Genomic DNA, 18,170 nt, shown 5'->3' with positions numbered 1-18,170 from the left:
TTATCAACTCGGGAATGCGAACTGAGCGCCTTCACGCACACCGGCTGAGGGCCAGCGCTGGGTGATGGTTTTACGTTTCGTATAAAAACGCACCGCATCAGGACCGTAGGCGTGCAGATCACCGAACAGAGACCGCTTCCAGCCACCGAAACTGTGATATGCCACTGGCACCGGCAGTGGCACATTGATGCCAACCATACCCACCTGAATATTGTCGGAGAAGTAACGTGCCGCTTCCCCGTCGCGGGTAAAAATACAGGTACCATTGCCGTATTCGTGGGCGTCGATCAGATCCATTGCCTCCTGCATAGTGTTGACGCGCACTATCTGTAGCACCGGGCCAAAAATCTCTTCCTTGTAGCTGATCATCTCTGGCGTTACGTGATCAATCAATGTGCCCCCCACAAAGAAGCCACCGCTATAGCCCGCCACTTCGGGGTTGCGACCATCAACCACCAGCATGGCACCCTGCTCAACAGCACTGCTGATGTAACCATTCACCTTGTCACGATGAGCACAAGTGATGACAGGGCCAAAGTCATTGCTGCTGTCAGAGAATGCACCCACCTTCAGACTTTGCATGGCGGCCTGCATTTTTTCTACCAACGCATCCGCAGCCTGATCACCTACCGCAACCGCTACAGAAAGAGCCATGCAACGTTCACCCGACGAGCCGAAAGCAGCTCCCAGCAGCTGGTTTACTGCGTTATCCATATCTGCATCCGGCATGATGATGGCGTGGTTCTTGGCTCCGCCCAAGGCCTGGCATCGTTTGCCGTGGGCACTGGCCGTGCTGTAAATATATTCGGCAATAGGTGTTGAGCCGACAAAGCTTACAGCCTTGATCCGCTCGTCAGTCAATAATGTATCAACGGCTTCCTTATCACCATTGACCACATTCAATACGCCATCTGGTAACCCTGCCTCCTGCATTAACTGGGCAATAAACAAGACCGAGCTGGGGTCGCGTTCGGATGGTTTGAGAACGAAGCAATTGCCGCATACCAGCGCCATGGGGTACATCCACAGCGGCACCATCGCCGGAAAATTGAACGGGGTGATACCTGCCACAACACCCAACGGCTGGAACTCACTCCATGAATCGATATCAGGACCAACATTCTTACTATGTTCGCCTTTCAGTAGCTCCGGCGCACCGCAGGCATATTCCACATTTTCGATACCCCGCTGTAATTCACCCGCTGCATCATGCATGATTTTGCCATGTTCTTCGCCGATCATGCGGCAGATTTCATCGCTGTTCTGCTCCAAAAGCTCTTTGAAACGAAACATGATCCGTGCCCGTTTCAGTGGCGGCGTATTGCGCCAGGCAGGGAAAGCCGCCTGCGCGGATGCAATGGCCTCTTCCACGGTAGCCTTGCCCGCAAGCGCAACCTGACGGGAAGCTTCGCCAGTAGCCGGATTGAATACGTCCTGAGTGCGCGCAGCATCTGTACGCATTTCACCGTTGATGAGGTGTCCAACCAATGCTGTCATGAATATGTCCTCGTATTTCTTATCGTTGTAGGTATCGGGTTATCAGCGCAATTCGTACAGGGTGTCGCCCAGGGCACTCATAAGGCGATCAATCTCCTCAGGTTCTACCGTGAACGGCAAGCCAAGCTGGATGGTGTCGCCGCCATAGCGGACATAGAAGCCCTTCTGCCACATTTTCATCGCGACCTGATAGGGCCGCAGTGCAGGCTCACCAGGAGCGTGTTCCAGCGTGATGCCGCCGGCCAGGCCATAGTTGCGAATGTCCTGTACACCAGGTGCGCCCTTGAGTGCATGGAGTGATTCTGCAAATAGCGGTGCCATCTGCTTAACACGTGGAATCAGCTGATCACGCTCCAGAATATCGAGAGACGCCAGTGCTGCCGCACACGCGACCGGGTGAGCTGAGTAGGTGTAACCGTGCGGCAGCTCCACCATGTACTCCGGCCCCCCTTGCTCCATAAAGCAATTGTAAATTTCGTCTTTGACGATCACGGCTCCCATCGGCACCACACCGTTCGTAAGCTGCTTGGCGACGTTCATTATGTCAGGCACCACACCAAACTCTTCCGCGCCGGTGTACGACCCCACCCGCCCAAACGCAGTGATAACCTCATCAAATATCAGCAAAATCTGATGCTGATCACATATTTCACGCAAACGCTTCAGATAGCCCTTGGGAGGCGGAATAACCCCCGCCGAACCGGCCATTGGCTCGACAATCACTGCCGCTATATTGGATGCATCATGCAGGGCAATCATGTCCAGCAACTCGTCGGCCTGGTTAGCACCCTGCTCAGGCATACCCTGAGTGAACGCATTTTCCGGTTTCATGGTGTGAGCCAGGTGGTCAGCATCAACGCCTTGACCATATAGCGTGCGGTTGGGACCAATGCCGCCAACACTGATGCCGCCAAAGTTCACCCCGTGATAGCCCTTGGCACGACCGATCAGCTTGGTTTTGCTCGACATGCCCCTTTTACGCCAATAGGCACGGGCAATTTTCAGAGAAGTATCAGCAGATTCCGAGCCAGACCCTGTAAAGAAAACATGGTCCAATCCTGCTGGCGTCAGCGCTTTGATGCGGTTTGCCAACTCAAACGATAACGGGTGCCCGAACTGGAACGCCGGTGCGTAATCCAACGTCCCTAGCTGGCGTGTCACCGCTTCCGTGATTTCAGGACGGTTATGGCCCGCGCCACAGGTCCAGAGGCCAGAAAGACCATCAAATATCTTGCGGCCGTCACTGTCAGTGTAATAGTTGCCGTCAGCAGCGACGATCATGCGTGGGTTTTGTTTGAATTCGCGGTTGGCACTGAATGGCATCCAGTGAGCATCTAGAAACTCTGGGCTGTATTGACTCATGGGTTACTCCTGACAGAAGCCGATTCTGTATTGTTATTGTGTTGGCCGGACATAGCTTTGTAGCGTCGTATTTCCTTAGCCGCGCTATAGACTTTGCAGTCCCATATCAGTTAAATAAATCCAAACGTACTAATCCGAAATTAAGCATTTACTTACCTAAGGACATGTATGAAAGGAACTGAATTCAAGGGACAACTGAGTGATGTGGACTTGCGGATGCTGCGCATTTTCCGCGCAGTCGTGGAGTCAGGCGGCTTTTCGGCAGCAGAAGTCGAGCTGAATATCAGCCGGGCAGCGATCAGTATCGCCATGGCGGATCTGGAAGTCCGGTTGGGCTTCAAGCTCTGCCAACGGGGGCGTTCGGGATTTTCAATGACCGATGAAGGGCGCAATGTGTATGAATTTACCTTACAGCTGCTCTCTTCACTCGAAGAGTTCAAAACCCGAGTCAATTCACTACATGCCCACCTGAAGGGGGAGCTGAACATTGGCATTACCGACAACCTGGTGACCATGCCGCGTATGCACATCACCCGCGCTCTGTCACGACTCAAGGAAGTTGGCCCCGAGGTGCGCATCAATATCCGCATGAGCCCGCCTAACGAGATAGAACTGGCCGTTTTGGACGGCCGCCTGCACGTTGGGATAGTACCTCTACATCGCGCATTGGCCGGGCTGGACTACCTGCCACTGTACGATGAAGAATCATGTCTTTATTGCAGCAACGATCACCCACTGTTCAAAACGACTGAGGTTGAAACCACATCGCTTATGGCTTGGGATGCTGTGGTACCCGCTTATGCCCAAAGTGCCGATATCAAGCGTCATTACCAGCCACTGAATGGTGTCGCCACGGCAACCGACCGTGAAGGTATCGCCTTCCTGATTCTGACCGGAGCCTACATCGGTTTTTTACCCAAACACTTTGCCGCACGCTGGGTAGATGAAGGCCGTATGCGTGCGATTGCACCGGAAACTCAGCATTTCATAACCCCCTTTGCCGTGATTACCCGCAAAGGTATACGTCCAAACCTGGTGCTGGATACCTATCTTGAAGCACTGCGCAAGATCCAGACAAGCGCTTGATAAGGTAAATAAATACTTATCTTTAAGTAAACAAATAGGTATTTAATTAACAAAATTCGACCTGCAGACTGATTTTGCACCTTTCGATAACTGACTATCGCCAAGGTGTGATGACCACATATAAAAAAAACACCGGAGGTCACAATGACTATTAAACCCAAGTTTTCAGCACTGCTAACATCCTGCACACTTGCGGCCACACTCAGCTTGCCTATTGCGCCTACGGCTCAAGCCGATGACAACTTCATTTTAGCTCAGGCCATGAATACCGATCACATTTTCCACGCAGCATCCGAACAGTTCATAACCGAATTGAAATCCGGAAAGTCTAATTATGAAGTGGAATACCACCCCGGCGGCGATCTGGGTGATTGGACCTCACTGTTTGAACAGACTGTTCAGGGTGCCATTCCCATGACGATAACCTATGGTGCCTCCGAATTTGATCCGCGCCTGGATTTGACATGGCTGGGGTATGTCGTCGACAGCTGGGATTCTGCCCGCGAAGTATACGGACCCGGCGGCCCGATGGTGGATGTATATAATCGAATTCTGGAAGATAACGATCTTATTTCCCTTGGTATTATTCCAACCGGTTTTGGCTCCATCACAATGCGCAAGGGTATTGGTAAAGTTCCCACTAATTTCCCGGAAGATGCCAAAGGTATCAAGATTCGTGTTGTGCCTACTCCTTTGGGTGTTGAACGCTTTAAAAATCTAGGTTTCAGCGCAGTACCTATGCCCCTTGCTGAAGTTTACACCTCACTACAGCTGGGTACGGTCGATGCTCGGGCTTTTGGTGCTTCCGTTGAAATCTGGCAAATGCGTGATGTACTTGAAAGCTACATCCTGACCCGTGATTATTTTGAACATGCTTTCTGGCTGGTAAACAGAGACTGGTGGGAATCATTGCCGGAAAAAGAGCGTAATGCTATCCAAAGTGCTGCAGACGCTACCCTGAATTCTGTTTGGGACATGGCCCAGAATATTGATGAAGAGTATCTGGTCAAGGTCCGTGATCATGGTATTAACGTCGTCGAACTTACACCTGAGCAGATGCAAAAAGCCAAAAATAGCCTTTACACACATGAATGGCCCTATATGGAAGAAATTGTAGGTGCCGACATCATGCAAATGATGCGGAAGATCGCCGCCATCAACTGATCAGCCCTGGTCGTAAAGCTGCCACGGCTTTGTGGCAGCCGCTGTTCTTTCAAGAGGCTTCCGCTATGCCACACCCCTCATCGACTCTTGCCGCCGAAGGCAATGTTGAAGTGATGTCGATCAGACTGACCTCAATTACCAATCTGCTCCATACAACTTATCGTGTCTTGATGCTCCTCGCCGGATTTAGCCTCGCAGCACTCATGTGTGCTCAAGTGATCATGCGCTACTTCCTGGATTCACCATTTGCCGGCATTGAAGAAATTGCCATATTGCTGGGCGTCTGGGTTTATTTTCTGGGAATGGGTTACGCCAGCCTGACACGGGAGCACATACAGGGCGGCATCGTATCCTTGTTGGTTAAAGACCCCTGGAAACTGAAGCTCCTTGAACTCGCAGCACTGGTGGTCAGTCTTGTCGCAGCACTGATCTTCGGCTACTTCGCGTGTAAATATGCCCTTTTCGTCATTGAAAAGGGACGTAACAGTATCTACCTTCGCTGGCCAAAAGGCTTCTGGAGCGCCAGCATGATTGTTGGCTTTAGCATGATGGCCATCTGCTTCCTGGCACAGGCTGTGCAAACCTTTCATGAGTTGCGTGTACTGGGCCGTAACGCCCGAAAGGGAGGTGTACTATGACACTCTTCCTTATTGCGATGGCTGTAATCGTCATCCTGCTACTTGCCCAGGTACCCGTTGCCTTTTCATTCGGTATCGGTGCGCTGCTATTCGCTTTCATGACTGATAACAACATCTCTTTTCTAATTCCACACGGCTTCAAAACCGCCAGCGGTTTTGCCCTGCTCGCCCTGCCATTGTTCATCTATGCAGGCATTTTGATGGCCGAAGGTGGCATTTCGGAACGATTGTTGAACTTCGTCAACTCCATTGTCGGCCGTATCAAAGGAGGCCTAGGTGCCGTTACAGTACTGACTTGTGCTTTATTTGGTGCAATTTCCGGCAGCTCCTCTGCTGCAATTGCCGCTATTGGACAGGTCATGATTCCGCGTATGGTCCGCGAAGGTTATCCAGCAGGACATGCAACAGCCCTGGTCGCCTGCTCTTCGGTGCTGGCGTTGATGATTCCTCCCAGCATTCCAATGATCGTATTCTCTATCACCGGCGGCATTTCTGTAGGCGCAGCTTTCCTATCCACTATCATCCCCGGTATTCTGCTGACATTAATTTACTGCGGCCTGAATTTCTGGTTTCTGAAAGATGATCCGAACATCAAGGTTGATCCGCCCCTTCCCATCGCCGCTGCTACCAAAGGCGTCATGAAATCGGCCGGTAGCGCTGGTTTTGCACTGCTAATGCCGTTGCTTATTTTGGGTGTCATCTACAGCGGTATCGCGACCCCAACCGAAGCCGCCGCTATTGCTGTTCTCTATGCCATTCCGGTCGGCCTGTTCATCTATCGTGGCCTGACACTGAAAACTTTCGGCGAGGCTACCATCAAAGCAGTCACCATGACCGGCTCCATAATGGCCGTGCTTTTTTTCCTGTTCATCATGAGCCGCACCATGATTCTGGAGCAGGTACCAAAGGAATTGGCAGAAGCATTGCTGCAAATATCGGATAACAAGTATGTGATCCTTTTTCTGATCAACATCCTGCTATTACTGATCGGTATGATCGTCGATGATATCTCTGGCAGTGTGCTTGCCGCCGTAGTGTTTTTACCCGTTATCCAGCAATTGGGGATCGACCCTATCCATTTTGCTGCTGTAGTTGGGGTTAACCTTGGGTTGGGTAATGTCTCGCCTCCTTGCGCGCCCATGCTTTACATGGCAGGCGGTGTTAGTAAATTGTCGCTTGACCAATATCTGAAACCAACCCTGAAATTCTTGGTGTTTGGCCATTTGCCAATGGTGCTACTAGTCACCTTCGTGCCTCAACTCAGCCTGATGCTTCCGGAAATACTGATGGGATACGGTGGTTGATTGATCCTGAAGTTGTGAACGTTAAACTGATGCCTGTGCTGGCTTTGAAAACATGGCCTTGCACCGGCATCTAACACATAATGTTCCGTTTTACCTCGCAGGGCTGACATGACCTTTGAAAGCGCACTTTCCTTCTTTTTTGCCGTACTGATCTTTGGCATTACTCCTGGCCCCGGCGTGTTTGCGATTCTGGCACGGGCGCTGACCAGCGGTGCACGTAGCTGCACCGTACTGGCACTGGGCATGGTGACAAACGATATCCTGTACCTGGTTGCCGCTTGCCTCGGCCTTGCCGCCATTGCTACTCACTGGTCTGAACTGTTTACGGCCATCCGTATTATCGGGGCAGCATACCTGTTCTACCTGGGCTATAAAATGTGGACGGCACCGGTATCGGCCGACGCTATGCGCGATAGTCAAGCTGGCCGTTCCGGCATGGTCGCCAGCTTTGTGCAGGGCTTTCTGATTTCAGCGTCCAACCCGAAAGTCATTCTGTTTTATATCGCCTTCCTGCCCACGTTCATGGACCTGAGCGCACTCAACGCTGGCGACATCGTGCTCGCATCCGCACTCACCCTGGTCGCACTCATGATTGGCGTCATGTCGATTGCGATCTTTGCCGCCAAGGCACGGGGGTTCTTTCGTTCGGAGCGCGCCATGAAACACCTGAACCGCAGTGCAGGCTCCATCATGGCAGGCGCAGGGGCTTATCTTGCACTGCGCCAATAAGCGGCACTGAGACCGCACGCCTCATTCAGGCCATGCCCGGCAGTGGGCATGGCCACCTGCGACACTATGCCTCATCCCCCGCCGCTGAACCTTTAAATACAATACGCATCCCCTTCGACTTTCAGCCTGCAACAGCACTTGGTGAAGATTCAGGAGTTTGGATGAACAACGTAAAAGGATTACCGGTATTTCAGCTGGGTCAGCTTTCAATCGCTATCGCATGCATCACCTTGGCCCAATCAGCACACGCGCAAACCGCACCGAATGAACCGATTCTGGTTGAAGCCCCCATCGAACAACGCTCGCTGGAAGGTGCTGTACAGGTTGAACAGTCCGTTTTGAACCAACTGCGCGCGGCAACCAATGACAGCGCCAGTCTGCTGCGCGATGTACCCGGCGTCAGCCTTAACGGTGCAGGAGGCGTTTCCAGCTTGCCCGTCATCCACGGCTTGGCCGATGATCGCTTGCGGGTCAAAGTGGATGGCATGGACCTGATTGCAGCCTGTCCCAACCATATGAATCCACCCTTGTCCTACATGGACCCCAGCAATATCGGCCTGCTTAAGGTCTTTGCCGGTATCACCCCGGTCAGTGTCGGCGGTGACAGCATTGGCGGCACGATCGTTGCCGATAAACCGGAACCGGAGTTCGCCCGTAGTGGTGAGTCAAGCTTGACTAAAGGTGAGATCGGCGCGTTTTACCGCAGCAACAACAACGCAGTGGGGGGCAATGCTGCGGCCACTCATGCGACTGAAAACCTGAACATCCGCTATAGCGGCTCCTGGAGCAAAGCTGACAACTACACGGCTGGAGGTGATTTCAAAACCACCACCGAAACCGGCCGCCCCGGCCATACACTTCCACTGGATGAAGTGGGCTCCACCGCTTACGAGACTCAAAACCATACGTTGGGCATAGCCTTTAAAGCGGGGGATGACCTGTTCGAGTCTCAGTTCAGCTATCAGGACATGCCCGAGCAGCTGTACCCGAATCAGCGCATGGATCTACTGGAGAATACACAAAAGCTGGTCAACCTGGCCTGGACCCGTCGTTTGGACTGGGGCATCCTTGAAGCCCGTGCCTACCATGAGCAAGTCGACCACTTCATGGACTTCGGCGCCGATAAACGTTTCTGGTACGGGGCGCTGTCCGGCCCGGGCAACCCCTGTAGCCCAATCGGTTTCATGGTCGATGGTAAGGCCAATACCTGTGCGGCAGGCATGCCCATGTATTCGGAAAGTGAAAACACGGGACTTACCCTGAAAGCCGACATTGACCTGAGTGCCGATGATTTGCTGCGGCTTGGGGCCGAGTACCAGCACTACCGTTTGGATGATTACTGGACCGCCTCCGGTGGCGGCATGGGGCCTGACACATTCCTCAACATTAATAATGGCAAGCGTGACCGTGCTGCCGTGTTTGCCGAACTGGAATCACAGCTCAATGATCAATGGCTCACACTGGTCGGCATGCGCTATGAACACGTTCAGATGGATGCTGATGCCGTCCATGGATACAGCATGATGGCTGGTCAGGCGACAGAGTCAGCCACCTTCAATGCACAAGACCGCAGTCAGACCGATCACAACATCGACCTGACCGCACTGGCGCGTTACCAGTACAGTGATAATCTGGATATCGAAATGGGGCTGGCACGCAAGGTGCGTTCACCTAACCTGTACGAACGCTACACGTGGTCCAGCTGGCCGATGGCAGCAACCATGAACAACTTTGTCGGTGACGGCAACGGGTATGTCGGTGATATCAATCTGAAACCTGAAACCGCCTATACCGCATCGGCCACGTTTGACTGGCACGCAACCGATCGTAGCTGGGTATTCACGGCCACCCCCTTTTATACCCGCGTGAGCGATTATGTTGATGCGGTCAAACGCCCTGGCTGGGCTGACGATCAGTTCAATGTGCTGCAATACGCCAATCAATCTGCTCGACTGTACGGCATTGATCTGTCGATGCAAATGCCGTTGGCCAGTAATCACTGGGGTGCCTGGGGCCTGAAAAGTGTCGTTAATTACACAGATGGCAAAAATCGCACCACTGGTGAAGACCTGTACAACATCATGCCGCTTAATGGCCGCTTCACGCTGACCCACCAGCAAGGTGGCTGGGATAACGGCATCGAGTGGGTCGTGGTGGATGACAAGGACAGCGTATCCGATGTACGCAACGAGGTCGCCACCTCTGGCTACAGCCTGATCAACCTGCGCGCCAGCCATTCATGGAAACAGACCCGCCTCGACTTCGGTGTAGAAAACCTGTTTGATCGCGATTACGCCCTGCCGACCGGCGGCGTGTACACCGGACAAGGTCGCACCATGTCGATGAACGGTATCCCTTGGGGCATTGCTGTTCCCGGTATGGGGCGTTCTGCTTACGTTGGGGTGAAAGTCACATTCTGATTCACCCACCCAAGCAGGGGCAGTATTCAGACTGCCCCTTGCAGATTACTTCAGGGGGTAACAAAGCTGCTCTTCATTACCATGGAAAGTATCTACTGTTCGTGGGTAACTCGGTAAGCTAACGCTGAGCGCACCGGTGGCCCTGACGTAGCGAAGCGGAGACAAGGGCATCCGAGTGAGGCGCCTGGTTAGCTGCTCCCAAGCATGTACGCACGAAGCTGCCTCTCCTCTCGCCTGACATAGAGGACAAAAACCCGCTTCTCATCCTCACGATAAAAAATGCGACACGGTGGAACAACTACTTCCCTGTATACCGAATTAGGAAGCTCTGGAGGAATCCGCCCGGATTGCGGAAAAACTTCCAAGCGGTCGATTTTATCGAAAACCTCTTCTACCAAGCGGCTTGCAGCGGCAGGATTATCCAGAGCAATGTACTCTGCGATTGCACTTAACTCTTGAAAAGCCGGCTCAGTCCAGATTACTTCAGCCATTTACTCATTTTCTCCCTGGCCTCACTTTGGCTGTACGTTCTTCCCTCAAGTACAGCACGCTCTCCTCGTGAGAGCTCCTCAAGCAGCTCAAGCCGACGCTGCATGAACTCGTAATCCTGCACATCAACAAGATAAGCCGATGGCAGGCCATGCTCAGTGATCAGTACCGGCTCTTTAGACATATGCAGGTCTGCCAAGATTTTTGTAGCTTGGCGCTTAAGGTTTGTAACAAGCTCAACTTTCATGGGCTCACCCTGATCCAAATTGATAGTGACACTATAGTATCACTTTGCGGATCAGACAATCACATTCTCTAACGCAGCCAGCATAGTAGACGTCGCCGTGACTGGCCCTGTATGGATAATTCTCTGTGTTTTCCGGGTAAATTGGGACCCACCCTCAACGGCCATTGAGGGCCTTCATGCAGCAGCTCGATGATTGGCCGGCTCCTCTTGCGAGAGACCGATAACAAGTGTGTAGCGCTGCATGACTCGTTAGCGATAACTCGAACAGTCATCGGAGCCCCGAGCCCGCATAGCAAGGCAGAGTTAGCTTATGACTATCAACAGTCTTCCACGGCTCAATCGACGGTGGAGTTGGACGCTCTTCGGGGCAAGAAAAGTTTATGGGCGACATGGCCGCCTATGCTCAGGGCAAGCTGACGTTAACTATGTGGACCAAAGGCATCGGTGAAGCTGGAAATACCGATGGCGGTATTTTCGTTGCTGCGAATTCAGGCTCCATGCTCGGCTCAAAAATGCCAGACGGGATTGGCGGTATTCGAAGAGCTAGTTGCTCCGAAACTGGCCTGAACGGAGAATCCTGGCAACACCGACGTGTTGCCAGTCTTACCATCCTCAAATCAGCTCACCTGGCTGCCGATTTCAATTGCCAATTTGCCCGAAAAGCGCTTGGCCATAAAATCCTCCTGGGCTTGAACGACATCCCGCAAAGTATAGGTACTTGCAAGCACCGGTCGAATTTCATTGCGCTCGATGTAGCCGATCAGGTTCTCGAACACTCGCTTGGGCTGCCAGGTAGAGCCGAAGAAACTCAGATCCTTGAGGTACAGAGTGCGCACATCCAGCTCTACGATGGGACCCGCGATGGCCCCCGAGGCGACGTAACGACCGCCTCGGCCAAGCACCTTCAATAACTCCGGCCACTGCGGGCCAGCGACCAGATCCGCCACTACCTGAACGCTGTCCTGCTCCAGTACTTCCAGCAGCGACTGGCCCCTGGGAATGACCTGATCAGCGCCCAGTAAACGCACCTCGTCGAACTTGGATTCACCGCACACGCCGATGACCTCGGCACCTCGGCGTTTCGCCAGCTGAATTGCTGCTGATCCAACGCCGCCGGAAGCGCCTGTGATTAGAATCCGTTCTCCGGATTTCAGGCCGGCTCTGTCCAGCATGCCCTCGGCGGTTGAATAGGCGCACGGAAAAGAAGCCAGCTCGGTGTCGCTCAGTCTGCTGTTAACCGCAAACACTTCGCTGGATCTCGCCACGGCGTACTCGGCGTAGCCGCCATTGCACTCGGAACCAAATGTGATGAGGTTGTAGGAGGACGGGTTATCAGGCGACTGTTGCATGGGGCGAACCAGCACTCGCTCGCCGATCCGTCCCCGGTCCACTGCCTCACCGACCGCAACGATGGTTCCGCACACATCGGCTCCCTGAATACGCGGAAAGCTCAAGGGCTTTCCGGACCAGGTACCGTCTTCCTCGCTGGCCGTCTCAAATCCCGATGCCGCTCCTTGATCCGTTCCCGTTGTCACGCCCTTAGAATACCAGCCTGTGCGGGTATTTATGTCGGTGTTGTTGATTGCACTCGCACCGACCTTGATAAGCACCTCACCCACCCCGGCCTTGGGCACGTTAAGGTTCTCCCGGAATTCGAGTTTATCCAAACCACCATGCCCGGTGAGAACAACTCCGGTCATGGTCTCAGGGATATCGATGTGGTTCATGGTGTCATATCCTCGTTCGTGCCAGACCCCTTGGCCTGATCACTAAATCGTCAATTGCAATGAATATGGCGACATCATAGAAGTGCAGAGTAGTTCAATCAAACGAATATCGCTGATACACTAGTTTAGGTTTTGTGATACACGAACGAAGATGAATCCTATGAAACCCATACTGGATCTGGACCTATTGAACACCTTCGCTGCCGTGGTAGAGGCAGGCGGTTTTAAAGAGGCATCGAGTCGCTTGTACCGCTCGCAAGCAGCTGTCAGCATGCAGATCAAGCGCCTGGAAGAACAGCTGGGGCAGCGACTTCTTGAACGGAGCAACCAGGGCATCAAGCTTACGGAGCCCGGTAAAACGTTGCTGAGTTACATTGACAGACTGCTGCGTCTCAACAATGAGACGCTGAGTGCGCTTAGCGCGGAGCCCCTGCGAGGGCCGGTGCACTTCGGAATACCCACAGATTATGCCCACTCATTCCTAAAGCAGTTCATTCCTCGCATTCGGGAGGCCTTTCCCGAGCTGGTTCCCCGGATTACCTGTGGCCGCAGCCGTAAACTCCGGGAATTGGTGATCACCGGGGATCTGGATGTGGCCATTGTTACAGGCGAGCCTCAATTCGTCTCGGAGAAGAGCTTGTGGTCGGAGGCGCTGTGCTGGTATGCCCCGGCTGGGCTACCGATTAATACAGAGGAGGCACTCCCGGTTGCCTTGCTGGAGAGCGACTGCGCGTTGCGGGATCTCGCTACCTCGGATCTGAGGCAATCCGGCCTGGACTATCATCCGGTGCTGACCAGTTCGGACATGGCTAACCTATACTCGGCGGTCGAATCGGGACTGGCAGTGGCCCTATTGCCAGAGTCGTCTATTACGTGTTCAAGGGTTCGCCCTTTCCAAATCGATCAGCTACCCGGGCAAAGGTTATTGACTATGAATATAATTGACGCAGGCACCCTGAGCCCCGATTTCATGCAGCCCCTTCAGAGATGTGTCGTATCGGCTGCCAGAGCCCTTACAGTAGGTTGAAATCCTTCAGCTATCCGAGATCAGTAAGAACGGATCATTGGACGTCAGATGCCACTGGAATTAAATGATCGCGAGAAGGAGGCATCAAGAACCCGTTTATTTAGAGCAGCTGGGAAGGCCTAGGCGGTGGTCATTCTGACAATTTTCGAATGTTCGCTTTTGTTTAGCTAAGCTCAGAGGATGCCCTGGTCGCAAAGCGAACATTCAGATTGAGGGATAACATCTATGGACGCCCCGTTTTGTGCAAGCAAAACATTTCGTGACATAAAGGTATTGCAGCCATCTATCCGGATTTTTACGAGGTATTAACCTCTATCCCTGATGAATTCCGCTGACTGGGTGCTAATCATTTTAACGTTCTCTGTACGAACGATGTTAGTCGCAGCTTTATCCAGTCTCGGCTCTACCTGTCTGTCATCAGCAAGTTCTGCCCACGCAAACCTCAGCGCGTTCCTGTCATTGGTTTATTTAGCAGCCGGTTCTATGTACCGCTGCCCTTTATTCAATAATGCCCATGCTATACGTGCCAGCTTGTTTGCCATTGCTACAATGACCACATTCTTGTTTGCTCGCACTGATAGTGCATGTAACCAGTTGCTAACGGCATTTTTCTTGGTCGCTGAATGCCTTAGCACTGCTCGCGCACCATGAACCAACATCCTGCGCAAATATGCATCCCCACGCTTACTGATCCCTCTGAGTACTGTTTTGCCGCCACTCGAGTGCTGTCGCGGAACAAGGCCTAACCACGCTGAGAGTTGGCGGCCATTCTTGAACGCCAATGCATTACCCACGGTTGCGACCAAAGCCGAAGCGGTTAAACGGCCAATACCTGGTACTTCAAGTAAACGCTTACAAGCCGAATCCTGCTGGACGTGATGATCAATTTCACGGTCCAGTTCACCAATACAGCGTTCCAACTCCACCCAACGAGCTCTCATACGCTCAATGTGGCGCTGCATCAGTACCGGCAGCTGATCTTCATTTATGCCATAGCTGTCGCGGAACCACTGCTAGCGTCATTTTTGTTGGTTTTTACATAAGGTTTTACGTATTGGGGTGGAATCAGCTTCACTTCATGTCCGCAGTCAGTAATAACTCGACCCCAGTAGTGCGAGCTGCTGCATGCTTCCATCCCCACTGTACATTTGGATAACTTTGCAAAAAATGCGTAAACCTGTGACCTCCGCAATGACTTTCTGATTACACAGCGCCCACGTTCATCAGCACCGTGTACTTGAAAGACATTTTTCGCAAGATCCAAGCCGATCACTAATACCTGCTCCATGATTCATCCTCCACCTGATTGCTACCAACTAGCAGTATAGGAGGGGCGTCCATTTCATTATTTTAATCATGCGCATGCGTGTTTTTGCTCAAGTCAAGAGCCGGGAAAGTGTCACTAACTGACTGTATAGATTGGATAAATGATGAATCACAGCCATTCTCCTCCGTTGAAAACGAGCATGCGCATTTGCGTGAATGTTTGTGCGCAGTATCACACAACACAATGTCCATAGTTACCTGATATTGAACCATTTTACCTGCTGATTCCAGTAGCAAATGAGCACACTCTTGCATCGATTCGCGCACAGGCACTCGACAAATCAATATATGCTGTATATAAATACAGTGAAATGTATTCGGTTACGCACAGGAGGTGCTGGCATGGGACGGAGCCCATTTCTTAACCAAATTCTGTAGTGCTCCAGTCATCCCGCCCCCTTCCGTTGGCTTCCGACACCCTTTCAGTTTCAGCGAACGCACCTGGATGAGCGGTCTTGGATTGAAAGAACGGCGCCATTTATTTAACATGTTAAGTTAATTAAAGGAGACCTTCATGAGCATCAAACTGTCTGTTGTCGACCAGTCACCGGTCCATGGCTCCCACGCCAAGATTGAAGCCCCGCGTCTTACCGTTGAACTCGCACAGCTTTGCGATGAATTGGGCTATCACCGTTTTTGGGTGGCTGAACATCACGACAGCGTTCATTTCGCCAATCCTTGTCCGGAAATCATGGTCGCCAGCATTGCCAGCGTGACCCAGCGGATCCGCGTCGGCAGTGGCGGGGTCATGCTGTCGCACTACAGCCCCCTGAAAGTGGCTGAATGCTTCAAGATGATGGAAACCCTGCACCCCGGCCGTATCGACTTGGGTGTCGGCCGCGCGCCGGGCGGCAGTGGCCTGACCTCTCATGCATTGGCGTTCCCGCACGAACCACATCACGGTGACCTCTATGCGCACCAGGCACAGATGCTGGAAGGTTTTGTAAACGGCACGCTGCCAACCGACACGCCTTATCACAACATTAAGGTATTGCCGGACAGCTCACCCAAGCCGCAGCTATGGATGCTGGGCTCAAGCGGCGGCAGTGCCGGTTTAGCCGGTCACCTCGGTTACAACTTGGCTCTGGCCCGCTTTATCGACCCTGACAATTGCAGCCCCTCCATCTTCCATACTTATAGCGAAGAGTGGAAAAAGGCTGGCCATGAAGGCACCCCGAACACGATGCTGGCGATCGCCTGTATCTGTGCCGAAACCGAAGCAGAAGCCAAGCTACGCGCCGGTACGGCCGTGTACCGCAAATTTGCCGCACAAATGGGACAGCGGGAAGACTTCCTGACCCCCAGCGAAGTCCGCGACCGTTACAACGCCATGTCGGCATCGCATCAGGCCGCCTACGACCATATCCTGAACGGCTACACCGTGGGCACACCAGAGCAGTGCTGGCAGGAAATCGAGCAGCTGGCCAAAGCCTTTGATTGCGATGAAGTGTCTACCGTAACGGTCACCCACAGCCATTACGACCGCATGGACAGCTACCGCCTGCTGGCCAAGCATCTTTGATACCACGCGTGTGGAGTTGACCGGGATAACACCCGGTTATTCCACCGTACAGCGTATGGCCCTTATGACCGTTTCTCCCAAATCACCAGTGCGATGCCGCCCAGAATTGCACAGGATGCCAGCAGCAAACGCAGGCTGACCGCTTCGCCCAACAGCAACACGCCCCCTGCGGCTGCAATCACCGGCACGCTGAGCTGAATGGTGGCCGCACGGGTCGTCTGCAGTAACGGCAACACGGTGTACCAGAGCGCATACCCCACGCCCGACGCCAACGCCCCCGAGGCAATCGCGTAGCCAACACCAACCGGGTCCAGTTGTGCCTGTGGCAACATCAGCAGGCTCAGCAACAGGGCGACGGGAACTGCGCGGATAAAATTACCGGCTGTCACCCGCGTTGGATCACCGGCCCCACGCCCGCGCAGTGAGTACACTCCCCAGGCCACACCCGCCAGCAACATCAATAATGAGCCTGCCAGCGGCGGTGCCGAAAGCCCGGGCAACAGCAAACCGATCAGCCCGCCTAACGCTAATACCAACCCCAGTACTTGCAGACGGGTAAACCGCTCTCCCCGCCACAGGCCATACCCGATCATCGTCGCCTGCACGGCCCCAAACAGCAATAATGCGCCAATACCTGCATCCAGGCTGATATAGGCAAACGAGAACCCTGCCGCATAGACCCACAGCGCCAGCGCAGACAGCATATTGCCCTTCCCGCTGGCCTCACTGCGCCGAAGCTGAACCAGCAGCCACAATACCAATGCACCGGACAACAGGCGGATCGTGGTGAAACTGGCGGCATCGAGATCGGTCTCTTTCAATGCCACCCGGCACAATAGTGAATTACCGGCAAAGGCCAGCATGGCCAAGGTCGTTAACGTGAATACGCGTAGTGCTGGCGTTTTATTATTATTCATCAGCATCCATCTTCAGAAAAAATGCGGAAAGCTCCACGTACAACGAAGCCACCGCAACAGGATTAAACGTTGGCTAAGCTGAACAGCCGCTGCGCCACCGCCTTGGCCTTGAGCCCTGCCTCCAGGTCGCCCGCGACCGATGCCTGAACAATAGCGCCCTCTTTTAACAGCAACAACGCATCAATCAGACTATCAGCCGCATACTTTGGCATTGACTCAAGTCGCTGCCGTATCAGAGCCGCCAATTGCTGCTTATGTGCCGCACACTGTTGATGGACAGGATGTTCAGGGTTGCCGAACTCGGCACTCACGTTGATAAAGAAACAGCCGTAGAAAGGCTGTATGGAAGGGTCACGGCCATTGAACCAGTCGTCCAGCGCATCAAACAGCGCCATGACCGCCTCATATCCCTCCGCCAGATCCAAACGCTGCTGCAGCCATTGCACGAATCCGTGATCTCTATAACTCACCGTAGCCGCCACCAACTCATCCTTGCTCGGGAAATAGTGATACAAGGTTTTTTTGGCGATGCCGGACTCTGCCAATACGCGGTTGATCCCCACCGCGTGAACGCCGTGCCGGTAAAAGAGATCAAAGGCAACACTCACCAACTGCTCACGCTTATCCATGTGTTACTCCCGCTTTAATGTTCAAGCCGAACATTGACATGAATAGACAGACCTGTCTACCCTATGTAGACAAATCGGTCTACCAA

At 53.1% G+C, this 18,170-nt stretch carries 15 protein-coding genes and 1 pseudogene; 8 read left to right on the top strand and 8 right to left on the bottom strand.

The genetic code is table 11. The features are described from left to right. Window positions 1–3 precede the first annotated feature (3 nt). Together CLV44_RS05855 and aptA are read right to left on the bottom strand one after the other, a co-directional pair. Window positions 4–1,497: a CoA-acylating methylmalonate-semialdehyde dehydrogenase gene (locus CLV44_RS05855; RefSeq protein WP_106591171.1), complete on the bottom strand. Its 1,494-nt coding sequence runs from the start codon at window positions 1,495–1,497 to the stop codon at window positions 4–6. Between the two features lie 42 nt (window positions 1,498–1,539). Continuing rightward, window positions 1,540–2,859: an omega-aminotransferase AptA gene (gene aptA, locus CLV44_RS05850; RefSeq protein WP_106591170.1), complete on the bottom strand. Its 1,320-nt coding sequence runs from the start codon at window positions 2,857–2,859 to the stop codon at window positions 1,540–1,542. A gap of 168 nt (window positions 2,860–3,027) precedes the next feature. Between aptA and CLV44_RS05845 the strand changes: the two genes are divergently transcribed. The 6 genes from CLV44_RS05845 to CLV44_RS05820 all read left to right on the top strand — a co-directional run bounded on the left by CLV44_RS05845 (window position 3,028) and on the right by CLV44_RS05820 (window position 10,200). Further along, entirely contained in the window at window positions 3,028–3,945 is a 918-nt protein-coding gene (locus CLV44_RS05845) for a LysR family transcriptional regulator (RefSeq protein ID WP_106591169.1), read from the top strand. A 144-nt stretch (window positions 3,946–4,089) separates the two neighbouring features. Then, window positions 4,090–5,109: a TRAP transporter substrate-binding protein DctP gene (gene dctP / locus CLV44_RS05840; RefSeq protein ID WP_106591168.1), complete on the top strand. Its 1,020-nt coding sequence runs from the start codon at window positions 4,090–4,092 to the stop codon at window positions 5,107–5,109. 65 nt (window positions 5,110–5,174) lie between these two features. Beyond that, window positions 5,175–5,747: a TRAP transporter small permease gene (locus tag CLV44_RS05835; RefSeq protein WP_106591167.1), complete on the top strand. Its 573-nt coding sequence runs from the start codon at window positions 5,175–5,177 to the stop codon at window positions 5,745–5,747. Next, the gene (locus CLV44_RS05830) at window positions 5,744–7,051 is read left to right on the top strand and encodes a TRAP transporter large permease (protein ID WP_106591166.1); all 1,308 of its coding nucleotides are present in this window, start codon (window positions 5,744–5,746) and stop codon (window positions 7,049–7,051) included. The genes CLV44_RS05835 and CLV44_RS05830 overlap by 4 nt, the downstream gene beginning before the upstream one ends. A gap of 108 nt (window positions 7,052–7,159) precedes the next feature. Then, window positions 7,160–7,780 carry a LysE family translocator gene (locus tag CLV44_RS05825; protein ID WP_106591165.1) on the top strand — a complete coding sequence of 207 codons (621 nt, stop codon included), beginning with the start codon at window positions 7,160–7,162 and terminating at the stop codon, window positions 7,778–7,780. 161 nt (window positions 7,781–7,941) lie between these two features. Then, window positions 7,942–10,200, top strand: a complete 2,259-nt coding sequence (locus tag CLV44_RS05820) for a TonB-dependent receptor (protein WP_211298087.1) — start codon at window positions 7,942–7,944, stop codon at window positions 10,198–10,200. Window positions 10,201–10,388: 188 nt separating this feature from the next. Here the strand turns inward: CLV44_RS05820 and CLV44_RS05815 are convergent, their stop codons facing one another. From CLV44_RS05815 to CLV44_RS05805, 3 genes are all read right to left on the bottom strand, one after another. Continuing rightward, on the bottom strand, window positions 10,389–10,691 hold the full coding sequence (locus CLV44_RS05815) for a type II toxin-antitoxin system RelE/ParE family toxin (RefSeq protein WP_106591164.1): 303 nt from the start codon (window positions 10,689–10,691) through the stop codon (window positions 10,389–10,391). Further along, on the bottom strand, window positions 10,679–10,936 hold the full coding sequence (locus CLV44_RS05810; protein ID WP_106591163.1) for a type II toxin-antitoxin system Phd/YefM family antitoxin: 258 nt from the start codon (window positions 10,934–10,936) through the stop codon (window positions 10,679–10,681). Before CLV44_RS05810 ends, CLV44_RS05815 begins: the two co-directional genes overlap by 13 nt. A gap of 617 nt (window positions 10,937–11,553) precedes the next feature. Beyond that, complete coding sequence (locus CLV44_RS05805; RefSeq protein ID WP_106591162.1) at window positions 11,554–12,663, bottom strand: alcohol dehydrogenase family protein; 1,110 nt, start codon at window positions 12,661–12,663, stop codon at window positions 11,554–11,556. 160 nt (window positions 12,664–12,823) lie between these two features. Here CLV44_RS05805 and CLV44_RS05800 point away from each other — a divergent pair, with 160 nt between their 5' ends. Further along, window positions 12,824–13,690, top strand: coding sequence for a LysR family transcriptional regulator (locus CLV44_RS05800; protein WP_170069275.1), 867 nt, complete (start codon window positions 12,824–12,826; stop codon window positions 13,688–13,690). A gap of 464 nt (window positions 13,691–14,154) precedes the next feature. Here CLV44_RS05800 and CLV44_RS05795 read toward each other — a convergent pair. Then, a pseudogene (locus tag CLV44_RS05795) lies at window positions 14,155–14,978 on the bottom strand (IS110 family RNA-guided transposase). A 552-nt stretch (window positions 14,979–15,530) separates the two neighbouring features. On the opposite strand from CLV44_RS05795, the gene CLV44_RS05790 reads away from it, so the two are divergent. Further along, window positions 15,531–16,538 carry an MsnO8 family LLM class oxidoreductase gene (locus CLV44_RS05790; protein ID WP_106591160.1) on the top strand — a complete coding sequence of 336 codons (1,008 nt, stop codon included), beginning with the start codon at window positions 15,531–15,533 and terminating at the stop codon, window positions 16,536–16,538. Between the two features lie 62 nt (window positions 16,539–16,600). Here the strand turns inward: CLV44_RS05790 and CLV44_RS05785 are convergent, their stop codons facing one another. Next, window positions 16,601–17,455, bottom strand: coding sequence for a DMT family transporter (locus CLV44_RS05785; RefSeq protein ID WP_106591199.1), 855 nt, complete (start codon window positions 17,453–17,455; stop codon window positions 16,601–16,603). Between the two features lie 62 nt (window positions 17,456–17,517). After that, the gene (locus CLV44_RS05780) at window positions 17,518–18,084 is read right to left on the bottom strand and encodes a TetR/AcrR family transcriptional regulator (RefSeq protein ID WP_106591159.1); all 567 of its coding nucleotides are present in this window, start codon (window positions 18,082–18,084) and stop codon (window positions 17,518–17,520) included. Window positions 18,085–18,170 lie beyond the last annotated feature (86 nt).

This window comes from Marinobacterium halophilum, assembly GCF_003014615.1.
Classification (GTDB): Bacteria; Pseudomonadota; Gammaproteobacteria; order Pseudomonadales; family Balneatricaceae; genus Marinobacterium; species Marinobacterium halophilum.
Note: the sequence above shows the minus strand (reverse complement) of the source record. Positions and strands in the feature narration are given on the sequence as shown.

Excerpts from the sequence above, each read along its gene's own strand:
- CLV44_RS05810 (WP_106591163.1), bottom strand. The coding sequence starts at position 10,936 with ATGAAAGTTGAGCTTGTTACAAACCTTAAGCGCCAAGCTACAAAAATC.
- CLV44_RS05800 (WP_170069275.1), top strand. The coding sequence starts at position 12,824 with ATGAAACCCATACTGGATCTGGACCTATTGAACACCTTCGCTGCCGTG.
- CLV44_RS05805 (WP_106591162.1), bottom strand. The coding sequence starts at position 12,663 with ATGAACCACATCGATATCCCTGAGACCATGACCGGAGTTGTTCTCACC.
- CLV44_RS05855 (WP_106591171.1), bottom strand. The coding sequence starts at position 1,497 with ATGACAGCATTGGTTGGACACCTCATCAACGGTGAAATGCGTACAGAT.
- CLV44_RS05830 (WP_106591166.1), top strand. The coding sequence starts at position 5,744 with ATGACACTCTTCCTTATTGCGATGGCTGTAATCGTCATCCTGCTACTT.
- CLV44_RS05820 (WP_211298087.1), top strand. The coding sequence starts at position 7,942 with ATGAACAACGTAAAAGGATTACCGGTATTTCAGCTGGGTCAGCTTTCA.
- aptA (WP_106591170.1), bottom strand. The coding sequence starts at position 2,859 with ATGAGTCAATACAGCCCAGAGTTTCTAGATGCTCACTGGATGCCATTC.
- CLV44_RS05790 (WP_106591160.1), top strand. The coding sequence starts at position 15,531 with ATGAGCATCAAACTGTCTGTTGTCGACCAGTCACCGGTCCATGGCTCC.
- CLV44_RS05845 (WP_106591169.1), top strand. The coding sequence starts at position 3,028 with ATGAAAGGAACTGAATTCAAGGGACAACTGAGTGATGTGGACTTGCGG.
- CLV44_RS05835 (WP_106591167.1), top strand. The coding sequence starts at position 5,175 with ATGCCACACCCCTCATCGACTCTTGCCGCCGAAGGCAATGTTGAAGTG.
- CLV44_RS05825 (WP_106591165.1), top strand. The coding sequence starts at position 7,160 with ATGACCTTTGAAAGCGCACTTTCCTTCTTTTTTGCCGTACTGATCTTT.
- CLV44_RS05815 (WP_106591164.1), bottom strand. The coding sequence starts at position 10,691 with ATGGCTGAAGTAATCTGGACTGAGCCGGCTTTTCAAGAGTTAAGTGCA.
- CLV44_RS05785 (WP_106591199.1), bottom strand. The coding sequence starts at position 17,455 with ATGAATAATAATAAAACGCCAGCACTACGCGTATTCACGTTAACGACC.
- dctP (WP_106591168.1), top strand. The coding sequence starts at position 4,090 with ATGACTATTAAACCCAAGTTTTCAGCACTGCTAACATCCTGCACACTT.
- CLV44_RS05780 (WP_106591159.1), bottom strand. The coding sequence starts at position 18,084 with ATGGATAAGCGTGAGCAGTTGGTGAGTGTTGCCTTTGATCTCTTTTAC.